Below are 21,600 nucleotides of genomic sequence, written 5' to 3' on the forward strand. Positions count from 1 at the left end.
TTTCGATATATTTGAGGAAAAAAACATGCGTTTAGCACAATTAAAGGTGGGGATTCTGGCTGCATTGGTTTCAGTTTCGTCTTTTGCAGCAACAGATTTTTTAAACGTTTCATATGATCCAACACGTGAACTTTATGAAAATTTTAACAAAGAATTTGGCGCGTACTGGAAACAGCGTACTGGTCAGGATGTCAATTTTAAACAATCACATGGCGGTTCGGGTAAACAAGCTCGTGCGGTGATCGATGGTCTACAAGCAGATGTCGTGACTTTAGCTTTGGCCGCAGATATTGATGAAATTGCTGAAAAAGCAAAATTATTACCTGCGGACTGGCAAAAGAAATTTCCACAAAACTCCACCCCTTATACCTCGACTATCGTTTTTCTTGTCCGCAAAGGCAATCCAAAAGGCATTAAAGATTGGGGCGATATTGTCAAACCGGGTGTTGAAATTATCACGCCAAATCCAAAAACCTCAGGTGGCGCGCGCTGGAACTATTTAGCAGCATGGGCGTGGGCAAAGCATCAATATGGTTCCGATGCTAAAGCACGTGAATTTGTACGTCAGATTTATAAACAAACTAAAGTGTTAGACTCTGGCGCACGTGGTGCAACCACAACTTTTGCTGAACGTGGTATTGGCGATGTATTACTGGCTTGGGAAAACGAAGCCTACTTAGCACAGCGTGAACAACCGGGCAAATTTGACATCATCACCCCATCTCTTTCGATTTTGGCTGAACCACCCGTTGCGATTGTAGAAAAAAATGTGAAAAAAGATGGCAATGAAAATCTGGCCAAAGCCTATCTGAATTTCCTGTATTCACCAAAAGGACAGGATATTGCGGCGAAAAATTTCTATCGCCCACGCAATGCAGACATACTCAAACGCTATAGCAGCACCTTTAAGCCATTGAAACTGGTAACAATTGACAAAGAGTTTGGTGGCTGGACCAAAGTACAAAAACAACATTTTGATAATGGCGGCGTATTTGACCAACTCGTCAAAGAAAATAACGCCAAATAATCAACCTGTGATCGGGAGCAGCAACATGTTACATACAGTCATTGTACCGGGTGTTGGAGGAAGTGAATTTCAACACTGGCAATCATGGTTACAACGTGAATTGATCAACTGCTCTCGCGTCCAACAAAAAGACTGGAATCACCCAGTGTTAACTGAATGGGTGGAGCAACTCCTTGCAACTGTTCAGTTTATTGATCAACCGATTCAAATCGTGGCGCATAGTTTTGGTTGTTTGACCAGCGTTGCAGCCTTGGCTGAACATGCTGATCTGCGAAAAAAAGTTAAACATTTAACCTTAGTTGCACCTGCCAATCCTGCACGTTTTGGAGAAGCAGGATTTGCCCGCAACAGTGCGTATGATTATGCCAATTATTTTCATCAGTTAAAGATTGATGTACCAACCCAACTCATCATCAGTGAAAACGACCCATGGCTACACTTTGATGATGCCATGCGTCTGGCTCAGGCTTGGCAAGTTAAACCTGTCAATCTTGGGCAAGTGGGTCACATCAATGTGGCTTCAGGTTTTGGGCCTTTCCCAGAAATTTTTGATTATATCCTTCAGGAAAAACAGCCACAGCGAATCATGCCATATCGTGATCGATATTCATCGTTCAAATTTGCCATCTAGCTTTAGTTTTATCTTTTTTTAAATTTGCCTGCTATTTGGCAGGTGTACTCTTTTAGGAGTTCTCATGTCGCAGCGATCCCGAGTGCTGCCAGGATTTGGTCTTTCACTAGGTTTTACCCTAGCGTATTTATCACTCATTGTTCTTATTCCGCTTTCAGCCGTCTTTTTTAAATCCTTTGGTGTTGGCTGGGATGGTTTACTAGAAATATTGAGTTCAGAGCGAATCCTTAAGTCTTTGCAGCTGAGTTTTGGTACTGCTCTTATTGCAGCATTAATCAATGTCGTCTTTGGTTCTTTACTGGCGTGGTGTCTGGTGCGTTATACCTTCCCAGGGAAACGTTTCATCGATGCTCTGGTCGATTTACCATTTGCATTGCCTACTGCCGTGGCAGGTATTGCCCTGACTTCTTTATATGCCCCTAATGGCTGGATTGGTCAGTATCTTACACCGCTTGGTATTCAAGTGGCTTATACCTCCATCGGGATTACTATCGCCCTGATTTTTATTGGCATTCCGTTTGTAGTACGTACCGTGCAACCTGTGCTTGCTGACATTGAAACTGAATTGGAAGAAGCCGCTTCTGCATTGGGTGCCAACCGTTGGCAAATTGTCAGTAGAATTATTTTTCCGATCTTACTGCCAGCATTGCTTACTGGTTTTGCCTTAGCCTTTGCTCGCGGTGTAGGTGAATACGGCTCAGTGATTTTCATTGCAGGTAATCAACCGTTTAAAACTGAAATTGCTCCCTTAATGATTATTTCTCGACTTGAAGAATATGACTACCCCGCTGCGACCACAATTGCAGTCGTCATGTTAGTCATTTCATTTGTTATCTTATTGCTGATTAATCTGATTCAGGCGTGGGCAAGTCGTCGTACCGGGAGAACTGTAAAATGAGCTTAGTGACCAGCAGCAATGCACTGGCAATAAAATTGCAATCACGCGATTCGACCCGTGAACCGACTTGGGTGCGTTATACCCTTTTAACTATCGCCTTGATCTTTTTTTTAAGCTGTCTGATCCTGCCATTAATTTTGGTCTTTGTAGAAGCTTTCCGACAAGGGATCAATGTCTATTTTAATGCCCTGATTAATCCGGATACGTTATCGGCTGTAAAATTAACTTTACTCACTGCCGCAATTGCTGTGCCTTTAAATGTCGTGTTTGGAGTTGCAGCGGCTTGGGCTGTTGCTAAATTTCAATTCCGTGGTAAATCCATTTTAACCACCCTGATCGATTTACCATTTTCAGTTTCACCTGTCATTGCAGGTTTGATGTTGGTACTGATCTTCGGTATGCAAGGTTGGTTTGGCCCGTGGTTAATGGATCATGATATTAAAATTCTGTATGCCGTACCTGCGATTGTCCTTGCGACTGTGTTTATTACTGTCCCTTTTGTCGCGCGTGAGCTAATTCCACTCATGGAAGCACAAGGCACAGAAGAAGAAGAAGCAGCCATTGTACTGGGTGCTTCAGGTTGGCAAACATTCAGAAAAGTGACTTTACCCAATATTAAATGGGGACTGCTTTACGGTGTGATTTTGTGTAATGCCCGTGCTATGGGTGAGTTTGGTGCAGTATCCGTGGTTTCAGGACATATTCGTGGAGAAACCAATACCTTACCCTTACATGTAGAAATTCTATACAACGAATATACCTACAGTGCCGCATTTGCTGTGGCATCTCTACTGGCATTTTTGGCGATTATTACCCTGATTTTAAAAACATGGGTGGAAATACGTCAGGAAAAACAAAACAACCGAAATGATTCAGCAGTTTCTTGAGGAATGATCAATGAGTATTCAAGTTAAAAATATTGAAAAACACTTTGGTGCATTCCACGCACTCAAAGATATTTCTCTGGATTTTCCAGAAGGACAACTGGTTGCATTACTTGGACCATCTGGTTGTGGAAAAACAACGTTGTTACGCATTATTGCAGGTTTAGAATCCGCAGATTCAGGACAAGTTTTACTGGAAGGCAATGATGCCACCAACGTACACGTGCGCGAACGTCAAGTCGGCTTTGTATTTCAGCATTATGCTCTGTTTCGCCATATGACTGTATTTGACAATATTGCTTTTGGTTTACGGGTTCGCCCACGCACTACTCGTCCAAATGAAGCTGAAATCAAAAAACGTGTCACTCGTCTACTGGATCTAGTTCAGCTTGGTTTTCTGGCAGATCGTTATCCTGCACAACTTTCTGGTGGTCAGCGTCAGCGTATTGCCCTTGCCCGTGCTCTTGCTGTTGAACCGCGTGTCTTACTTTTGGATGAACCTTTCGGTGCACTCGATGCCAAAGTACGCAAAGAGTTACGCCGCTGGTTAAGAACATTACATGATGAACTGCATATCACCTCCATTTTCGTGACCCATGATCAGGAAGAAGCACTTGAGGTGGCTGATCAAATTATTGTCATGAATAAGGGCAATGTTGAACAAATTGGCTCACCTCGCGAAGTTTATGAAAAACCTTCGACACCATTTGTATTTGACTTTTTGGGTCAAGCGAATCGTTTCGATGCTGAACATCACAATGGCACTGTGCATATTGGTGAAAATAAAATCATTCTGCCTGTAACTGCTCATGCGCCTCAAGGTAAAGTCATTGCTTTTGCCCGTCCAGATGAGTTACATATTCATGCCCAACCACATGAAAATAGTATTGAAGCTATTTTTGTACGTGAAATTTGGATTGCAGGAAAAGTGATTGCTGAATTACAGGATCGTCAAGGTCGTCTGATTGAAATTGCATTAAGCCCAGAAGAAGCAAGACAGCATCAATTTAGACCCAATCAAAGTGTTTGGGTGAGTGCGTCACAGCTTCATTTATTTGCCGATCAAGTCGCCTAGATTCAATTTGGGGATGCGATGCATCCTCAAAAGAGAGATAAAAGATTATGAATTTTCAACAATTAAGAATCATACGAGAAACGGTTCGTCAAAACTTTAATTTGACCGAAGCTTCGGCAGCGCTTTACACCTCGCAATCAGGGGTGAGTAAGCATATTAAGGATTTAGAGGATGAACTGGGTGTTCAGCTTTTCATTCGCAAAGGTAAGCGTTTACTGGGTTTAACCGAACCCGGTCAGTCACTATTGGGTATAGTAGAAAGAATGCTGGTCGATGCTGAAAATATTAAACGTCTGGCCGATGATTTTAATAAAGTCGATGAAGGTACGTTGACGATTGCCACCACGCATACTCAGGCACGTTATGTGCTTCCGCCCATTGTAAATCAATTTAAAAAACTTTTTCCAAAAGTACATTTAGTTTTACAACAAGCGAGTCCGACAGAAATTTCTGAAATGCTGCTGCAAGGCGAAGCTGATATTGGCATTGCAACGGAATCTTTGACTACCGAGGAAAATCTAGCCAGTGTGCCTTATTACCAATGGGAACACAGTATTATTGTTCCCCAAAATCATCCACTTGCTCATGAAACAAAAATTTCACTGGAAGCTTTAGCTAACTTTCCAATTATTACCTATCATGGTGGATTTACAGGTCGCTCCAAAATCGACAAAGCTTTTGAAGATGCAGGAATTGATGTTGATCTAGTCATGTCAGCACTGGATGCAGATGTCATCAAAACCTATGTTGAGCTTGGCATGGGCGTTGGTATTGTCAATGATGTCGCCTATGACCGCGAGCGGGATTATCGTTTGAAACAAATTAAAACAGATATTTTTGGATTAAACACCACATGGATTGCTGTACGTAAAGGTCATTTGCTGCGTGGCTACGGGTATGAGTTTATTTCGCTGTGCTCACCTGAAGCAGATATCAAGGCATTGAAAAAAGTGGCCTATCCAGACGAATAATCAAATATGATAAGATTTCTTTCATCATGATTTAAAACCTTTTTATTTTTCTCTCTTAAGCAGAAATAGAAAAGACGGATGAAAGAAATCTATGGTTATGAGCTAAAAATGACATAAAAAAAGAACCGCAAATTGCGGTTCTTTTTGTGAGAACTAAAACCAGATAAATACTTGGTTTTAGATTTTCTCGTATTAACGTTTGATAGAACGTGACATACCAGCAAAACGTTGTTTGAATTTGTCGATACGACCACCAGTGTCTACATTCTTCTGTTTACCAGTATAGAATGGGTGGCAAGCTGAACATACGTCAAGATAAAGAGTTTCTTTACCTAAAGCAGAACGAGTTTCAATCACGTTACCGCAAGAGCAAGTTGCAACTAATGTTTCGTATTTTGGGTGAATATCGGCGCGCATGGTCGATGACTCCTAATTGAAGAAAGGCTTAAGCTGTTATCGCAATTGATCACTCTCAACTTTCAATTCAAATGAATTATAAATCAAGGAAAGGCTGGTCAACTAAAAATAGACAACGCAGCAGATCAACACCACAACAGACCATTTCTCTTGGCCCACCGAGACGAATCCGTCAGAGCTAAGCACAACAAGTGGGCATGATTATACGCTAAAAAATATCAGATAGCGAATTATTCCAGTGCCGTTTTGTCTTTTGATACGACTGGCTCATGTTTTTTCGACCAGTAATTTGCAATCACCCCACACACCATTAACTGAATCTGATGAAAGATCATAATAGGTAAAACAATCATACCCAAAGGCTGTCCGCTAAAAAGAATTTGTGCCATCGGTACGCCACTGGCCAATGTTTTTTTCGATCCACAGAAGAAAATCGTAATTTGATCTGCTCGATTAAAACCCAGCCAAACAGGTACAAATAATCCTAAAAGCATAATAATGGTGAGTAAAATTGAACACGCCAATACCAAATAGAACAAGGTAAGTAAGTTCACCTGATGCCATAAACCCGCGACCACAGCACTACTAAAAGCGCCATACACCACCATCAAAATGGTGCCCTGATCAAACGCCTTTACAAGGCCCGGCACTTTTTTCATGTATGGAAAGATCCACGAGCGAAGCACTTGCCCCAAAATAAAGGGAACCAATAATAACAACGTGATCTGTATGATCGATGTAGTTGGATCGTAGTTATGTTTCGACTGACCAAAAATAAAAAAACTGACCAATACAGGAGTGATGAACATACCGATCAAATTTGAAAATGAAGCACTGCATACTGCGGCTGCAACATTGCCTTTAGCGACTGAAGTAAATGCAATCGAAGACTGAACCGTCGATGGTAAAAAACACATAAACAAAAAGCCCCAGTAAAGCTCTTGTCCCAATATCGGCAGTAAAAACGGTTTAGCCATCAAGCCCAGAATTGGAAATAGCACAAAGGTAAAAGCAAAAACCAGTAAATGCAGTCGCCAGTGCATGACCCCTTCGACTATGGCTTCTCTTGACAGTTTCGCGCCATGTAAAAAAAATAAAATGGCAATCGCAACATTGGTCACCATTTCAAAAATACTGGCGGCATGTCCCGATACAGGAATAATACTTGCCAGAATCACCATCAGAATCAATAAAATGGTAAAACGATCAAACGCCAGTAATTTCAACATCGCATGACATCCCTAAGTCATTTATAACAAAGCCCGATAAATGAAATTTACCAGTAAGTAAATATTCATGTTACCGAGCTAACTTGATAAAACCAGTTTTCAAATGAAATGTTCAGTATTTATTTAAAAACTTAACTTTTAAATCAAAGATATACAATGGGTAATTATATGCATTTTCAATCTAATTGGACACTTTAAACTTTAAGTTAATCCATCAGACTTCTTCCATCAGTTCCTTTTATTTCTGCCTATGGGAGAAAAATAAAGAGGGTTAAACAATGATGAAAGACATCTATTCCTTTAGATTTAAATTAACTCACATAAAAACCCTGAGCCTTATGGGCTTATCTTTTCTGATTCAAGCGTTTGGTGCTCTCTCAACAGCTTGGCTACCCATACCACTAAAATTAAAATCGGAATTCCAATCAACGTGGTCATGAGGAAAAATTTTGGATAACCGATATGGGTCACAATCGTCCCCGAATAACCTCCTAATAATTTAGGGGTTAAAGTCATCAACGAGCTAAAAATTGCATATTGAACAGCAGTAAACGAAACACTGGTCAAACTAGATAAAAATGCAATGAATGCTGCACCTGCAAGTCCTGAAGCCATATTATCCACAATAATCGCAAAATAAAGCCACTGCGAGCTATATGGCTTAATGACCTTGCCTTTTAGTTCTGTACTTGCTTTTGAATCCAACTGAACTGGCGCGATTGGATCGAGATCAATATCCAAAGTGCGTGACTGACTTGAATCAAGTAAAGAATAATGACGTTGACTATGAATCAAAGCCTGACCTTGAGGTGAAATTGCTTCTACAGAAATCAGTTTAGTTGCTGAGTTTTTTAAGGCTTGCTGATCGATAATCCCACTAAAAGTACCTGTGGAATCAAGTTTTGCCTTAAAGCTTTTTCCATCTAGCTTGAACACAATCGGTTGATCTGTACTTAACTGACTGGCATTGAGTCCAGAAACTTGACCTTTGACCACCACACTTTGTTTAAGTTCTTCTGCTGATAATTGATTATCACTGGTGATCGGTAAAATCTGAATTTGTGGCTGACCCACCTTAGCCGTTAAATAAGGTAAATCGACAGACGCTGAATCTGACTGACCCTGTGCAAACTGACTTTGAACAGCGATATGCTGACTCTCTAATAAAGCTTGATTTGGAATCGAAAGCTTAAAGTAACCGACTTCATCAGGATGTGCCGTGTACTGATGCGATCCAACCTGAATCTGGACATCTGCCAAAGGCTGACCCGATTTCACCAAACCAATAAAAATCAGATTGGTCGAACTAGCGAGTACCGCACCGACGAACATCAGCTTCATAATATTCATGCGCTGGGCAAGTAAACCGCCTAGAAAACCACCAATCAGACTAAAAATAACGCCATAAACTTTCACGGCTTCCGCAATTTGTTCTTTACTAAAATTCAAGTCCTGATAAAAAACATTGGAAATGACACCCGCAATAATGTCCGAAATTCGATAAAAACCAATTAAAAGTAACAGCACTAATGCCAGTTTGACCCCATAACGTTTAAAGAAATCCAGTACGGGCGCGACCCATGTTTCCAAGGCCATTTGCTTGTTCACCACACCAGCATGCACCAGTAAATAACCAATCAATAAAGCACAGGCAGCAGCCGTTAAAAAGCGTAAAGCTTCCAAACCAAATAAAGCAGCGGTATCCGTAACATTGGCAGCACTTGCGAGTAGATCGGTAACTTTGCCTGAATAAATATAAGTCACAACAAAAGTTGCCACTGCCACAAAAAATACAAACACCAAACGATAATAATCACTACGTTTATAGGTTTTATATACGCGATTGACCTGTGGTTCGCGCACCACAAGCGTGGTAATGATACCCACCAGCATCACGGCTGCCATGGTTAAATAGGTATATTTCCAGGCTTCATAGATATAGTTACCTTTGGATGTTCCAAGATAAGCAGCTAAAAACAAAGCCCCTGCACCTGCCACGATCATGCCAATGCGATAACCTGCGTTATAGGTCGATGCTAAAACTGTCTGCATTTGCGTTTCAGCAAGCTCAATCCGATATGCATCAATCACGATATCCTGTGTCGCTGCGGAAAAACCAAGCAACACCGCTCCTACCGCCATCTGAATCAAATAACTTTGACCGAGCGATGGATCAGAAAAAGCCATGATACAAATCGCCACGATAATGAGTAGCTGTGCAATCAGCAACCATGCACGACGGCGACCTAATATTTTAGTTAAAAATGGGACTGGCAGTTCATCAATCAAGGGGGCCCACACAAACTTAAAAGAGTAACCTAGTGCAGCCCAACTAAAAAAAGTCACGGCACTTTTATCAATTCCTGCCTCCCCTAACCATAAGGATAAGCTTGAGAAAATCAGCAGAATTGGAATACCCGCAGAAAATCCCAAAAACAACATAATCAGAGCACGGCGATCAAGAAAGGCTGTAAAAGCAGCTTTCCATCCAGTAGTTTGTGTGGTCATTCGGTTATTATTTTCCAAAGATTTTATAAAACAGCCTATTCAATCGTGTTATGTCCAAGCTTTCAATATTGTTTGTGAAAAGCTTGTCATTTAAATTGAGAAAAAATGCTGTGAAGCTTGATATTTTGCCCTAAACCTGTATACCTTTAAATCTTACCTCTAGTTTATTTTTTGGATTTCACCTGTGACCCAAAGACACGATCAAATGGCTTCAACATTATCTTCAACTTCAACCACAGCGACAACTCTAAAAAGCAATAATCTACCATCGGCATTTGAACGAGCAGAGATTCAAACGACATTAGAAAAGACTACATTAAAAGCTGAACAACTGACTCATATTACCAATCTGGACAAGATTCCATCGTCTACACGACGGATTAAACCGCTGAATAATTTTCTGGGCCAAGATCGTGCCCGTGCCTCTGTAGAGGCAGGTATCTCGCTACCATACTCAGGCTATAATATTTTTGCCGTTGGAACCGCAGGTTTAGGTAAACGCACCATGATCAAGCGTTTGCTGCAACAACACGCCAAAAATATGCCAACACCAGATGACTGGGTGTATGTGAATAACTTTAAAAACCCACGTCAACCACTTGCTTTAAGATTTCCAGCAGGTCAAGGGCCAAAATTTCAAAATGCCTTGCATCAAGCTTGGCAAACCATTTTAAAACAACTTGAACGACGTTTCACCGCTGAAACCTATCACAATCGTATTGAACAGATTCGTCAGGAAACAGGTGATGAACAGCAAGAAGCGTTGGTTGAATTGACCAAAGAAGGCGAAACGCTGGATCTAAAACTGATTTCACGCAATGAAGAACATTGCTTTGTACCTGTACATGTCAAGGATGATCAAGTTCAGGAAATGACTCAGAATGAAATCAATGCCCTCACGACCAAGCAGCGCGCTGAAATTGCATCCAATATGCGTTATATGGATAAAAAGCTGGAACGTCTAGGATTGCATTTGGGCGATCTGGAAGACGATGCACGAGATCAGGTATCTGAGCTCAATCGTGATATTGCCAAACAAGTGGTTCTACCTCGAATTGATTTATTGATCAAAAAAAATCAGAGCGTTGCAGGTCTAGATGATTTTTTACAGCGTTATGCCGAAGATATTATTCAAAATGTTGAAACGATTTTGGCGCAGGAAGAAGATGACTTTTCCCCTGCACTATTTAATCGAGTTCCTGCGCGCTATCAGGCAAATGCGATTGTTAGCAATAAGCCAAACGCTGGCGCACCTGTGATTTTTGAGGATTTTCCAACACACTATAACTTGCTTGGACATGTCGAACAACTCACTCAAAACGGCACGATTACCACAGATTTCACCTTGATCCGCCCTGGCTCACTGCACAAAGCCATTGGTGGTTTTTTGATGCTGGAAGCTGAACAGTTACTTGAACAACCCTATGCATGGCAAGGGCTGAAACGAGCACTGAAGTCTGGACAGCTCAAGCTTTCTTCACTTGAACACATGCTAACCTTAACGGGAAGCATTTCCATTGAACCTGCGGCAATTCCTTTAGAAATAAAGGTGGTATTGTTGGCAGAACCTGAAATTTATTATGAAATTTTAGAAGTTGAACCTGAACTCGGAAGTGTATTCAAAATTCGAGCTGACTTCACTGATACATTACAACGTAATGACAGTAATGAGCAGGCTTATATGCAACTCATTGCCGATTATGTACAAGTGGATAAGCTATTACCTTTTGATCGATCAGCATTATCTGCACTCTTAACCGATTCAAGTCGTCAGGCTGAAGACCAAAGCTCATTGTCTTTACATGCGTCGACATTAGGCGATTTGATTCGTGAAGCTCATCATCATGCCTATACCGCTGGTGACAAGACTGTTTCGGACAAACATGTCAATCAAGCCTTGCATCATCGTCAATACCGTCTAGGTTATTTACGTGAACTATACTGGCAAGATTTATCGCGTGGCACCCAATTGATTGAAACACAAGGTCATCGTCTGGGTCAGATTAATGCGCTGTCTGTCATTCATTATGCAGATGTCGAGTTTGGCCTACCTTCAAGATTAACTGCCTCAGTTTATCAAGGCGGCGGTGATATTTTAGATATTGAACGTAGTGTCGAATTAGGTGGATCATTGCATGCCAAAGGTGTCCTGCTAATGTCGAGTTTTCTAAAAGCGCATTTTGGTCGTTCGCAAATTTTACATTTTTCTGCGGCACTGGCGTTTGAACAAAGCTATGGACAAGTCGATGGTGACAGTGCAACAGTTGCAGAACTTTCGGCCTTAATTTCTGCCATTAGCCAGATTCCAATTGATCAATCATGGGCGATTACAGGTTCGATGAATCAATTGGGTCAGGTTCAACCGATTGGTGGCGTCAATGCCAAAATTGAAGGCTTCTATGATGCCTGTAAATTACAAGGTTTGACTGGCAAACAAGGTGTCATCATCCCACGTCAAAACATGCAGCATTTGATGTTACGTCAGGATGTGATTGAAGCTGTTGAAGCTGGCCAGTTCCATGTTCATGCCATTGAAACCATTGATCAGGCTTTAGAAATATTGATGGCACGACCTGTAGGCGTATTGGATAAAAAAGGTCACTATAGCAAAGGCTCTATTTACGCGGCAGTCATGGAACAACTCGAATACTGGCAAGCTATTGAAGATGGTGACGAGGTCGAGGACGAACCCAAGAAAAAGAAAAAAAAGAAGAAAAAAGCAAAAAATGAGGATCTAGAAAATGAAGCTACGATAGAAGAAGCTGCTGTTTTACATCCTGTATTTAGACGTCGAAAAAAATAAAATGATTTATAAAAAAACAAGCCTCATCATGAGGCTTGTTTTTTTATCTGCTGAAAAATTTATCGTTTTGGTAGTGGAATATACTGTGAACTTTGATTTTGGTTTTTACGCTCGCCCACTGTAACATCAAGAGTTGCAGTTTGACCGTTACGTTCTACTTCAAGTTTCACGGTCGTATTTGGCGCTTGTAAAGCCACATAATTAATTAAATGCGATGCCGAATTAATCACTTCGTCATTCACTTTTAAAATTTTATCACCTACTTTCACGCCTGCCTGATCCGAAGGCCCACCGCGCAATACATCAGCAACCACCACACCTGTTTGACGTTGGGCTAAAACATCATCCTGATCCTGATTGGGTGCAACCAGACTAATACCCAACCAACCCCGAATCACACGACCATCTTTTAAAATCGAGTTGAGTACTTGCTGACATACCTGTGCAGGAATCGCAAATCCAATTCCGAGAGAGCCACCAGATTGAGAAAAAATTGCGGTATTGACCCCAATCAAATTGCCTGCGACATCAATCAATGCCCCGCCAGAGTTACCTGGATTGATCGCTGCATCAGTTTGAATAAAATCTTCATAAGTATTAATGCCCAAATCTGAACGACCTGTCGCAGAAATAATACCTTGAGTCACTGTTTGTCCGACTCCAAATGGATTACCAATGGCGAGAACCACATCACCGACTTCATTACCACTGAGTTTAAACGGTAAAACAGGAAGTTTATCCAGATCAATTTTGATTACGGCTAAATCTGTATCTGGATCAGTTCCAATCACTTTGGCAACTGCACGACGACCATCATTCAATCCAACGACAATTTGATCCGCCTGCGCAATCACATGATTATTCGTTAAAATATAACCATCAGGGCGGACAATCACACCAGACCCTAAACTATTTTCATTTTCCTGATTCGGTTGCTGTGGCAATTGATTGCCAAAAAACTCACGAAAAACTGGATCATTCAATAAAGGATTTGCCGCTTGCTTTATTTTTTGGGTCGTAAAAATATTGACCACTGCTGGGGCAGCGACTTTCACAGCCGCACTATAAGAAACGACGCCACCTGCACGTGAAGTATCAATTAAAGGTTTGACATTTTCAGCAGGCATTTTGACCCCATCAGCAGCAATAGGCGCTTTCGGCTGATTAAGCTTTTGCCATGAAAGAAAACTAATAATGACAATGATGAGAAGTACCCACGGTAACCATGTAAAAGCACGACGCACGTTTACACCCTCTAAGTTTGATTTAATTTATTGAAGAAAAAAGAGTTTACTCATTGTAAAGCATAAGTTTATGGATAACTGAAAAACATAAAAAAGATTTGTCTAGCTTTAGTTACTATTAAAAATATGTTTTGATGAACTTGGTTAAATAGATTCAGAGTCAAGTGATTCATGGCAAATTTAGATGACATTATAAAGTGGTGCGACCAAACCCTACAAAGTGCGGAGTTTAAAGATTATGCACCCAACGGCTTGCAAATCGAGGGAAAACAAGAGGTCAAACGGATTGTTTCTGCGGTGACTGCTTCAGAAACCGCAATTGATGCGGCTATTGAGCTTGGTGCAGATTTACTCTTAGTTCATCATGGCTATTTCTGGAAAGGCGAACCCTACCCGATTACAGGAATGCGTGGCAATCGAATTAAAAAACTGATTCAAAATGATATTTCTTTAGTGGCTTATCACCTTCCTTTAGATGCTCATCCTGCTTTGGGTAATAACGCTGCAATTGCTGAGCTTTTAGGATTACATGAAATAGAAGCATTAGACAGTAACGAACGGCATCCTATTGGAAATATTGGTTACTTAACAAAAGTCCTCACCCCTGAAGAATTTAAAAATAAATTACAACAGATCTTTGATTTCAATATCGTTCATTTAGCTGCACGAAAATCCAATATTCAAAAAGTTGGTTTTTGTACAGGTGGTGCACAAGACTTTATTAATAAGGCGGCGCTACAGGACTGTGATGCCTATATCTCTGGAGAAGTCAGCGAAAGGACTTTTTATGAAGCTCAAGAACTGAATGTGCATTATTTTGCTTGTGGGCACCATGCAACTGAGCGGTATGGGGTACAACGTTTGGCAAAAGCGTTATCCGACCAATTTTTACTCGAACACCATTATATTGAGTTGAATAATCCGATTTAAGACGTATTTATTACAGGTATTTATATATACGTATTAATTAAGGCTTTATTGTGTATTGTTATTTAAAACAATCACCTTTTGCATAAATAATCATTTACAATGAAGCCACTTAATTCTATTACCCAGCTAACGCAAGGAATTGGAACATGACAACCATTACTTTACCTGCATTACCTTATGCTTACGATGCACTTGAGCCACATATTTCTAAAGAAACTTTAGAATTTCACCATGATAAGCATCATCAAACTTATGTGACTAATTTAAATAACTTGATCAAAGGTACTGATCTTGAAGGTAAAACTTTAGAAGAAATCATCCAAGCTGCTGCGGGTGATGCATCTAAAGCAGGTATCTTTAATAACGCTGCTCAAGTTTGGAACCATACTTTTTACTGGAACTCAATTGCGCCAAATGGCGGCGGTAAACCAACTGGCGCAATCGCAGCTAAAATTGATGAAGCATTTGGTTCTTACGAAAAATTTGCTGAAGAATTTGCTAATGCAGCAACGACTCAATTCGGTTCTGGTTGGGCATGGTTAGTGGCTGATGAAGTGAATGGTAAACTTTCGATTACTAAAACTTCAAATGCTGATACTCCACTTGCACATGGTCAAGTTGCTGTGTTGACGATTGACGTTTGGGAACATGCTTACTATATCGACTACCGCAATGCACGTCCAAAATACATCTCTACTTTCCTTGAAAGCCTTGTAAACTGGGATTATGCAAATGCAAAACTTGCAGGCCAACCAGCAGGCGTAGAAAAATAATTTTTTATTTTTTCTAAGAAAACCGCCTGAGGTTTGAATTGCACCCCGAAAGTTGGACACATTCAGTCTAACTTGGAGGGTGCTTTTCTATGGCTAAATATTCTCCATTCTTTAGCAAGTCTAAGAGTTAGTTTTGATGAAATGATTGACGCTTAAATCCAGTCAAACACCATACAAGCTTGATTGATACATGAATAAGATCATCACAAATAATACAAATTCTGATAAAGTAACCGCTTAATTTAGCGGCTTAATTTTGGATAGAGTTACTCAAATGGGTTACCAAACGGTCAACCTTAAGCCAATAATTTAATATCTAATTAATTTTCAATAGGTTGCAATTACAATGTTGCTCATGATCGAAAAGAAGATCATATCTTAATTGGCATTCAACGACATTAAGAAAACAACAAATTAAATTAGAAATATAATTTCCATTATTAAATAACATTCATCTTCATTAAATGACATTAAGCAAATTTGTGAGTAACATTGTGCGTAACACTTTTTTGATGATTTTCTGGTTACTCACACAATGCTTAACGACACTAAGATCAAACAACTTAAGCCAAAAGATAAACCATATCGTGTAGCTGATCAGGGTGGGCTTTGCATTGAAGTTCGAGTAAGCGGCTTGAAATTCTGGCGGTTCAGATATCGCTTTCTTGGCTCTGCAAAAATGGTCACATTGGGTGAGTACCCTATTGTCACTTTGGCAACCGCACGCCAAAAAGCACTTGAACAGAAAGCCTTGCTTGATCAGAATATTGATCCATCAGAATACAAAAAAGAAGCTGTCGAACGAGCCAAAGCTCAAAAGCCGATCTCTTTCAAAGAAATTGCAAACGAATGGTTTGATAAACGTAAAGACAGCAGATCGGAAGGTTATCGCTTGGATGTAGAGAAATCGTTTCGCTTAGATATCTTCCCGGCTTTCGGAAACAAAGACATTAAGAAAGTAAACGCAGCGGATGTTCTGACAATGCAGGACTCGACGCTTAAACGAGTAAAGAAGCAAAAAAACCATGGCACTGGTGAGTCTACAGCAATCCGAAATAGGCAGATCGTTGGCCAAGTTTTTGACTACGCGGTAGCAACGCTTAGACGTGATAGCAATCCTATTTCATCTTTAAAAGGGACTATTGAGAAGCCACCCAAAGATGGTGCGCGCCCAATGACAAATGAAGAGATGTCCATGTTTCATGAATCTCTCAATAATTATAAAGGTGCTGCTACAACTAAGAATGCAATCAAGATAGCGATCTATACGATGATGCGTTCGATTGAAGTTGTGCGACTACGCTGGGATTGGATTGATTTTGATAAGATGCTGATAACCATTCCACCCGCATCTGTTGAGCAATTAAAAAAAGGTCAGCGCAACATTAAGATGAACCGAACTCACATGGTTCCCCTATCTCAACAAGTTTGTGACGTATTAAAGAGCCAGTACGAGCAAACAAAAAATGGTGACTTGGTATTTTCAAGCGTCTTTGATAAGTCAAAGCTAATGAACAAATCAACAATTAATTCAGCGCTAGATTCAATGGGGCTTAAAGAATTGACATGCCACGACTTCCGCGCCACAGCATCTACCATTCTACACAGTAAAAAGTATGACAGTGATCATATTGAACTACAGCTTGCACATGTCGATAAAAATACTATCCGCGGCACTTACAATCACTCACAGTATTTAGATGAGCGTAGAAAGATGCTGCAAGATTGGGCTGATATAGTCGATAGCTGGAGTCAATAATGCCCTACTACATCAAAAAGAATAATAGATATCTCACCCTCGAAAACATCACAAACGAGCATTACGATGATGAATACAATATCGTGAATGAAAGTTACACAACAGGCTTCAACTGGACTTTAGACACTGAGTACGCAAAGAAGTTTTACACTCACAATGAAGCATCAGACTATGTTTATCGCTTTAGACATGTATTGAAAGATATTCAGATTGTCCAAGAAAAGTTTTGAAAATAATTGATGGAAAAATAGCACTCATTAGAGTGCTTTTACGGCCAAGCATTGCTCAATCGCTCTGCATCAGCTGCGTGTTCATCAGCTTTTTGTGCCACGTTTCGATATTCTGTGATGCAACTTTCGAGTATGTCACTTGAGGAATCTGCGTATTCAATGACGGTTTCGCGGGAAGCTGTGGACAGACGTTGCTTTGCGCTGGCAAGTTGCTTTGACAAGCTGTTAGCACTAGACTGAGCAGCAATAGCATCAGCGTTAATTTGCTTAATTTTTGCATTGTAGTTTTGCTCCGCTTGAGTGATTTGTTCTGCCCACTTTTGTTCTTGTTGAGCTGCTTGAGTTTTGGATTTTTCAGCAGCTAGTTTTTGTTGAATGATGTAGTCTGCACGTTGTTGTTCAAGGGTTTTGATTTGGCCTGCTTGATGATTCTGAACAAACATGCAAATGAGTAATAAAAAAGCGAGAACTACAATGATGCATTCTCGCCAGTATTTTGCTGCTAGATAGAGATAAGTCATTACACCACCACTCGATTGCTGATCCAGCCGTAAAAAAATTGCTCTTGAGTGGGGTTACGCTCAGCTATTTCAATGTAGCGCTGACCCTGCAAGATGTTAAGAATTCTAACAAGGACTTTCTCGCCTTCTTTGCCACGTTTTACTAAATAAACTTTAAGAGCATTTAATGTGACTGGTCCATAAATACCATCTACTGTGAGATCAGACCAACCACCCTTCCCTTGATTATTCAGCAGATTCAAAGCGCGTTGTAAAAGTGGTTTTGCAAATCCTGTTCCGCAATTTACACCCGTATCTAAAAGTTCTTCAGCAATAGTGGATGAAATAGAATTGACCTGGTCAAAGCATGGCGCAGTCCAGTATTGTTTTTTATAAATAGCTTTGGCCAGATCCAATGGTAAATCTTTCATATTTCCCTTGAATCCGTTTGCTCTGGCAACAGATTCAGTAATGCCATATTTTGTTGGACCGCCGCGATCCGCCGGATTATTTACATAGCCGCCTTCACGGTCGATGAGTTCTTTTAAATATTGATCAATATTCATTTTCACTTTACTCCAGACATTAAAAAACCCACATAAGTGGGCATGGAAATCAAAAACAGATTATTTAAATATGGCTCTAAATGTTTCTCGTATTTCGAGTACGATTTCTGAAAGTGTTTTACCCTTGAGCAATTGAATTGATTGGTATGCAATACCAATGCATAACATGCCAAAAATTGCAAAGATCAACATGACGAAACCTTGAGCCATATGTGAATAAACCCCAAGCTTGTAATATTCAATAAATGCAGACCCACCATAAAGACTAATGGCAACACTAAAGACAAATTTCATAATTACACCAGGTGTAATTTTGATACGTCCTTCCGAATCAATATCACCAGACAAGGTTAAGGCAAATACAGCCCCTATAACTGCCGCCATGATTTTGAAAAGCCAAGGCAAGCTTTTTAAAGAAATTGGATCATGCATAATGTTTTTATCCATAGGTTTTTCCTTTTTCAAGGCAATAAAAAAGCACCCGTTTGGGTGCTATGCTTAATATTTTTCATTCAAAATTACACAGCAGTGCGCCTGTATTTTCATCGCCCGACCAGTCTTCAGCACCCCAAAACATGACTTCTTTGCAGTCATATTTGAAAATTGGATAGTAAGTGCCTACATCTGAACGCGTGCCAACTTTAATTAAATAAGGATTTAGCTTGTTTGGGTATAGTTGAAGAATTTTTAGTTGATCAATTGCAGATTGGGGGATCGTGGCAGTACCGACGCTCTTTAAAGCTGATGACATCTGATAGGTTTTGGGAGACGTTGTTGCATCAGATAAAAATAATGCTTTACTTTGGGCAATCCCATCCGAAACTTTCACAAAAATACCGTCAACACAATTGAACCATAACCACTCAGTCTCTGCTGTATTCCATAGCTCAGGTATCTTATCTGAAGCCCCAGCTTCTTTTACTTGAAAGATACCGTTTACAACTCGAATACCTGCGACAGGTAATTGCGGAAATTCATGCAAATGGATGCCGTTATATACGTTTCCGATATTTAGCTCAACATCTGAATAACCAGTTGGTGCTTCTAAAACATTTTTGCCAGATAAAATCGCGTATTCAAAATTAGAACCCGAATAAGCTTTACCTGTTAGCTTGTAATGATGGTATTTGAGTGCAGCATACTCATGAATTGAAAGCACATGCCAATGGCCGCCTTTTTTTATACAATCAGCATTCAATGGAGTGAGGTATGTTCCATTTGCCCATTGCAATGGTTTTGAGACATACTCACCCACATCGCTATCTCTTACTGCATAAGTTGTAATAAGTAGATTATCTTTTACACTGTTATCTCTAGCAATAAATGCGTAATGGGCTTCACCATTACCACCCCCTCCAATTACTGTTTGTAAATACTGTGCGAGGGTGAACTTTGGTATTTTATTCATAAACGTATCATTGCCAGCTGGTGTTTGAATGATTACTTGTGCATTGTTACTCATCGTTTCTACAAGTTGACGAGTCTGAAGTCGCATATTGATCGTTGACATAATGTATCTCCTCTTAAGATAAATCGTAAGTTTTTAAAGCGATACAGCGACCCTGATCGCCTACTGCTGTGTAATAGTGATAAAGAATATTGTCTTTTTTGACGACAAAAGGCTTGTGAGCATACGTTGATTGGTAAGATGGTATGTTATCTAGCAGATCACCACCAAAACGCCAGTTGTTTGGAAATTCAGCAGGCGTTGTCCACCCCCAGTGATCAATCGCTTTTCCACTGTCCAAAACTGAAAAGTAGAAGACATAAATCAATCCGCCATGCTCAAAAATAGCAGGATCTCCAGCGCGAATAAATGTCTGATTTATTTCAAGTGGTTCTGATACGCGTTGCTCTGATACAGCCCATTTGCCATCAATTGCATCAGAAGTTGCATAGCCAAATCGCTCTGCAACAACTCCATCGATATTTCCCCGCGCATTAAAGAACATATACCATTTGTTGTTAAACGTAAATAAATTAGGGTGATAGATAGCTTCATTAGCCCAATTAATTTGCGATTGAATTGGAATTTTTATACCGTGATAGGTCCAATCTGGATTTGTAAGACTTGGAGTTGTAGCCAAGCACATACTAATCGGCTCACCCTCATATCCCTGCCCATTTAGACCTAAATAATATAAGTAATACAGACCTTTATAATAGTATATGCAAGGCCCTGTTGTACCATATCTGTCTCCATTCAATTCAATTCCGCTCGGACTAAATAACTTGCCTTGTTTTGTCCACACTAATAAATCATCAGATGTTGCCCAGCCAATCCCTGAGCTATGACCCTGACCATAAGCTGTATAAACCATCACATATTTTTTAAGATTATCATCGTAAATAATGTATGGGCTTTCAATTTCTAAAGAGTCAAAGTCTGATTGCGTAGTCGATGGCTTCAGAACAAGACCTTTTAGCTCACCTTTGTTTACTCCAAATTTATCAGTCGGAACGTGCATATCTGATGCAAAACTCGTTGCAACTGCATTGCTATTTAAATTAGATAAATCTATTCCATCGAGCTTATTTAATTCAGAAAACAGCGCATAGAATGCTGTAATGTCTTGATTGCCACTTCTTGAGTTTTTATGAATACTGTCAATATTCATAAAAAAATCAATCACTTTTTGATTAAATGAATGCTGATTAAACTGACTTCTTTGTGAAGAAAGAATTGAAAAATCTGTTTCGTATTGAATGAAAAACTTTAGTAATGATAGATAGATGTTATTAATTTGACTGTTTGTTATAAAAGTGAAACGTTTTGCTCGCTCAAAATCACCCCAACCCACATCATGCCAAGTATCAACTGTTTCCGATTCAGTCAACTTACCCCAAAAGTAAATCTTGTTGGTGTCAAGCGCTTTGGCTGCACGAGGAGCGGTATCTGGTGTCCACGCTTGCAAAAGTTCAGTTGTGGGAAATGGTACAACATCACCGGCTTCAATCATCAGCTTAATTGCTTTTGCTAGCGACGGAAATGTACGACCCAAACGACTAATGACAGTTGTATTTTCATCAGATTCAATGAAATCTTCTAACGTGTCAGCATTTTTATCAGCATTAACAAGCTTTTCATATGAAATCGGTTTGTTAGCCATCGGCTTTCTCCAGACATAAAAAAAGCACCCTTTTGAGTGCTTTGG

The 21,600-nt window shown here is 40.1% G+C and carries 19 protein-coding genes; 10 read left to right on the top strand and 9 right to left on the bottom strand.

The features are described from left to right. Positions 1-25 precede the first annotated feature (25 nt). From F944_RS09605 to F944_RS09630, 6 genes are all read left to right on the top strand, one after another. Positions 26-1,027, top strand: a complete 1,002-nt coding sequence (locus F944_RS09605) for a sulfate ABC transporter substrate-binding protein (RefSeq protein ID WP_004989870.1) — start codon at positions 26-28, stop codon at positions 1,025-1,027. A 25-nt stretch (positions 1,028-1,052) separates the two neighbouring features. Then, positions 1,053-1,658 carry an alpha/beta hydrolase gene (locus F944_RS09610; RefSeq protein WP_004989873.1) on the top strand — a complete coding sequence of 202 codons (606 nt, stop codon included), beginning with the start codon at positions 1,053-1,055 and terminating at the stop codon, positions 1,656-1,658. Positions 1,659-1,722: 64 nt separating this feature from the next. Then, the gene (gene cysT, locus F944_RS09615; protein WP_004989876.1) at positions 1,723-2,556 is read left to right on the top strand and encodes a sulfate ABC transporter permease subunit CysT; all 834 of its coding nucleotides are present in this window, start codon (positions 1,723-1,725) and stop codon (positions 2,554-2,556) included. Next, on the top strand, positions 2,553-3,443 hold the full coding sequence (gene cysW / locus F944_RS09620; RefSeq protein ID WP_004989878.1) for a sulfate ABC transporter permease subunit CysW: 891 nt from the start codon (positions 2,553-2,555) through the stop codon (positions 3,441-3,443). The genes cysT and cysW overlap by 4 nt, the downstream gene beginning before the upstream one ends. A 10-nt stretch (positions 3,444-3,453) precedes the next feature. Continuing rightward, positions 3,454-4,515 (top strand): sulfate/molybdate ABC transporter ATP-binding protein, encoded by a 1,062-nt coding sequence (locus F944_RS09625; RefSeq protein WP_004989881.1) that lies wholly within the window; start codon positions 3,454-3,456, stop codon positions 4,513-4,515. Between the two features lie 47 nt (positions 4,516-4,562). Next, positions 4,563-5,486, top strand: coding sequence for a CysB family HTH-type transcriptional regulator (locus F944_RS09630; RefSeq protein ID WP_004989883.1), 924 nt, complete (start codon positions 4,563-4,565; stop codon positions 5,484-5,486). 192 nt (positions 5,487-5,678) lie between these two features. Here the strand turns inward: F944_RS09630 and rpmE are convergent, their stop codons facing one another. The 3 genes from rpmE to F944_RS09645 all read right to left on the bottom strand — a co-directional run bounded on the left by rpmE (position 5,679) and on the right by F944_RS09645 (position 9,658). Then, positions 5,679-5,903 carry a 50S ribosomal protein L31 gene (gene rpmE / locus F944_RS09635; protein WP_004989885.1) on the bottom strand — a complete coding sequence of 75 codons (225 nt, stop codon included), beginning with the start codon at positions 5,901-5,903 and terminating at the stop codon, positions 5,679-5,681. A gap of 230 nt (positions 5,904-6,133) precedes the next feature. Beyond that, positions 6,134-7,132: a bile acid:sodium symporter family protein gene (locus F944_RS09640; protein WP_004989886.1), complete on the bottom strand. Its 999-nt coding sequence runs from the start codon at positions 7,130-7,132 to the stop codon at positions 6,134-6,136. A 336-nt stretch (positions 7,133-7,468) separates the two neighbouring features. Then, complete coding sequence (locus F944_RS09645) at positions 7,469-9,658, bottom strand: AmpG family muropeptide MFS transporter (RefSeq protein ID WP_010588761.1); 2,190 nt, start codon at positions 9,656-9,658, stop codon at positions 7,469-7,471. Between the two features lie 187 nt (positions 9,659-9,845). Here F944_RS09645 and F944_RS09650 point away from each other — a divergent pair, with 187 nt between their 5' ends. Beyond that, positions 9,846-12,443 (top strand): Lon protease family protein, encoded by a 2,598-nt coding sequence (locus F944_RS09650; RefSeq protein ID WP_371863906.1) that lies wholly within the window; start codon positions 9,846-9,848, stop codon positions 12,441-12,443. 59 nt (positions 12,444-12,502) lie between these two features. On the opposite strand, the gene F944_RS09655 is transcribed toward F944_RS09650, so the two are convergent. Next, complete coding sequence (locus F944_RS09655) at positions 12,503-13,687, bottom strand: trypsin-like peptidase domain-containing protein (protein WP_004989894.1); 1,185 nt, start codon at positions 13,685-13,687, stop codon at positions 12,503-12,505. A 171-nt stretch (positions 13,688-13,858) separates the two neighbouring features. Here F944_RS09655 and F944_RS09660 point away from each other — a divergent pair, with 171 nt between their 5' ends. From F944_RS09660 to F944_RS09670, 3 genes are all read left to right on the top strand, one after another. Next, entirely contained in the window at positions 13,859-14,617 is a 759-nt protein-coding gene (locus tag F944_RS09660) for a Nif3-like dinuclear metal center hexameric protein (protein ID WP_004989895.1), read from the top strand. A gap of 146 nt (positions 14,618-14,763) precedes the next feature. Further along, positions 14,764-15,390 carry a superoxide dismutase gene (locus F944_RS09665; protein ID WP_004989896.1) on the top strand — a complete coding sequence of 209 codons (627 nt, stop codon included), beginning with the start codon at positions 14,764-14,766 and terminating at the stop codon, positions 15,388-15,390. 535 nt (positions 15,391-15,925) lie between these two features. Further along, the gene (locus tag F944_RS09670; protein WP_004989903.1) at positions 15,926-17,149 is read left to right on the top strand and encodes a tyrosine-type recombinase/integrase; all 1,224 of its coding nucleotides are present in this window, start codon (positions 15,926-15,928) and stop codon (positions 17,147-17,149) included. 268 nt (positions 17,150-17,417) lie between these two features. Here F944_RS09670 and F944_RS09680 read toward each other — a convergent pair whose 3' ends face one another. The 5 genes from F944_RS09680 to F944_RS09700 form a co-directional block, all read right to left on the bottom strand. Further along, entirely contained in the window at positions 17,418-17,900 is a 483-nt protein-coding gene (locus F944_RS09680) for a hypothetical protein (RefSeq protein WP_004989909.1), read from the bottom strand. After that, entirely contained in the window at positions 17,900-18,445 is a 546-nt protein-coding gene (locus tag F944_RS09685; protein WP_004989912.1) for a glycoside hydrolase family 108 protein, read from the bottom strand. The genes F944_RS09680 and F944_RS09685 overlap by 1 nt, the downstream gene beginning before the upstream one ends. Before the next feature lie 60 nt (positions 18,446-18,505). Further along, positions 18,506-18,877 (bottom strand): hypothetical protein, encoded by a 372-nt coding sequence (locus F944_RS09690; protein WP_026039929.1) that lies wholly within the window; start codon positions 18,875-18,877, stop codon positions 18,506-18,508. Positions 18,878-18,953: 76 nt separating this feature from the next. Then, on the bottom strand, positions 18,954-19,955 hold the full coding sequence (locus F944_RS09695; protein WP_004989917.1) for a hypothetical protein: 1,002 nt from the start codon (positions 19,953-19,955) through the stop codon (positions 18,954-18,956). A 13-nt stretch (positions 19,956-19,968) separates the two neighbouring features. Continuing rightward, complete coding sequence (locus F944_RS09700) at positions 19,969-21,555, bottom strand: glycoside hydrolase family protein (RefSeq protein WP_004989919.1); 1,587 nt, start codon at positions 21,553-21,555, stop codon at positions 19,969-19,971. Positions 21,556-21,600: the final 45 nt, after the last annotated feature.

Source organism: Acinetobacter ursingii DSM 16037 = CIP 107286 (assembly GCF_000368825.1).
Lineage (GTDB): Bacteria > Pseudomonadota > Gammaproteobacteria > Pseudomonadales > Moraxellaceae > Acinetobacter > Acinetobacter ursingii.

Coding starts and splice junctions, on each gene's coding strand:
- F944_RS09605 (WP_004989870.1), top strand. CDS start 26: ATGCGTTTAGCACAATTAAAGGTGGGGATTCTGGCTGCATTGGTTTCA.
- F944_RS09610 (WP_004989873.1), top strand. CDS start 1,053: ATGTTACATACAGTCATTGTACCGGGTGTTGGAGGAAGTGAATTTCAA.
- cysT (WP_004989876.1), top strand. CDS start 1,723: ATGTCGCAGCGATCCCGAGTGCTGCCAGGATTTGGTCTTTCACTAGGT.
- cysW (WP_004989878.1), top strand. CDS start 2,553: ATGAGCTTAGTGACCAGCAGCAATGCACTGGCAATAAAATTGCAATCA.
- F944_RS09625 (WP_004989881.1), top strand. CDS start 3,454: ATGAGTATTCAAGTTAAAAATATTGAAAAACACTTTGGTGCATTCCAC.
- F944_RS09630 (WP_004989883.1), top strand. CDS start 4,563: ATGAATTTTCAACAATTAAGAATCATACGAGAAACGGTTCGTCAAAAC.
- rpmE (WP_004989885.1), bottom strand. CDS start 5,903: ATGCGCGCCGATATTCACCCAAAATACGAAACATTAGTTGCAACTTGC.
- F944_RS09640 (WP_004989886.1), bottom strand. CDS start 7,132: ATGTTGAAATTACTGGCGTTTGATCGTTTTACCATTTTATTGATTCTG.
- F944_RS09650 (WP_371863906.1), top strand. CDS start 9,846: ATGGCTTCAACATTATCTTCAACTTCAACCACAGCGACAACTCTAAAA.
- F944_RS09660 (WP_004989895.1), top strand. CDS start 13,859: ATGGCAAATTTAGATGACATTATAAAGTGGTGCGACCAAACCCTACAA.
- F944_RS09665 (WP_004989896.1), top strand. CDS start 14,764: ATGACAACCATTACTTTACCTGCATTACCTTATGCTTACGATGCACTT.
- F944_RS09670 (WP_004989903.1), top strand. CDS start 15,926: ATGCTTAACGACACTAAGATCAAACAACTTAAGCCAAAAGATAAACCA.
- F944_RS09680 (WP_004989909.1), bottom strand. CDS start 17,900: ATGACTTATCTCTATCTAGCAGCAAAATACTGGCGAGAATGCATCATT.
- F944_RS09685 (WP_004989912.1), bottom strand. CDS start 18,445: ATGAATATTGATCAATATTTAAAAGAACTCATCGACCGTGAAGGCGGC.
- F944_RS09690 (WP_026039929.1), bottom strand. CDS start 18,877: ATGCATGATCCAATTTCTTTAAAAAGCTTGCCTTGGCTTTTCAAAATC.
- F944_RS09695 (WP_004989917.1), bottom strand. CDS start 19,955: ATGTCAACGATCAATATGCGACTTCAGACTCGTCAACTTGTAGAAACG.
- F944_RS09700 (WP_004989919.1), bottom strand. CDS start 21,555: ATGGCTAACAAACCGATTTCATATGAAAAGCTTGTTAATGCTGATAAA.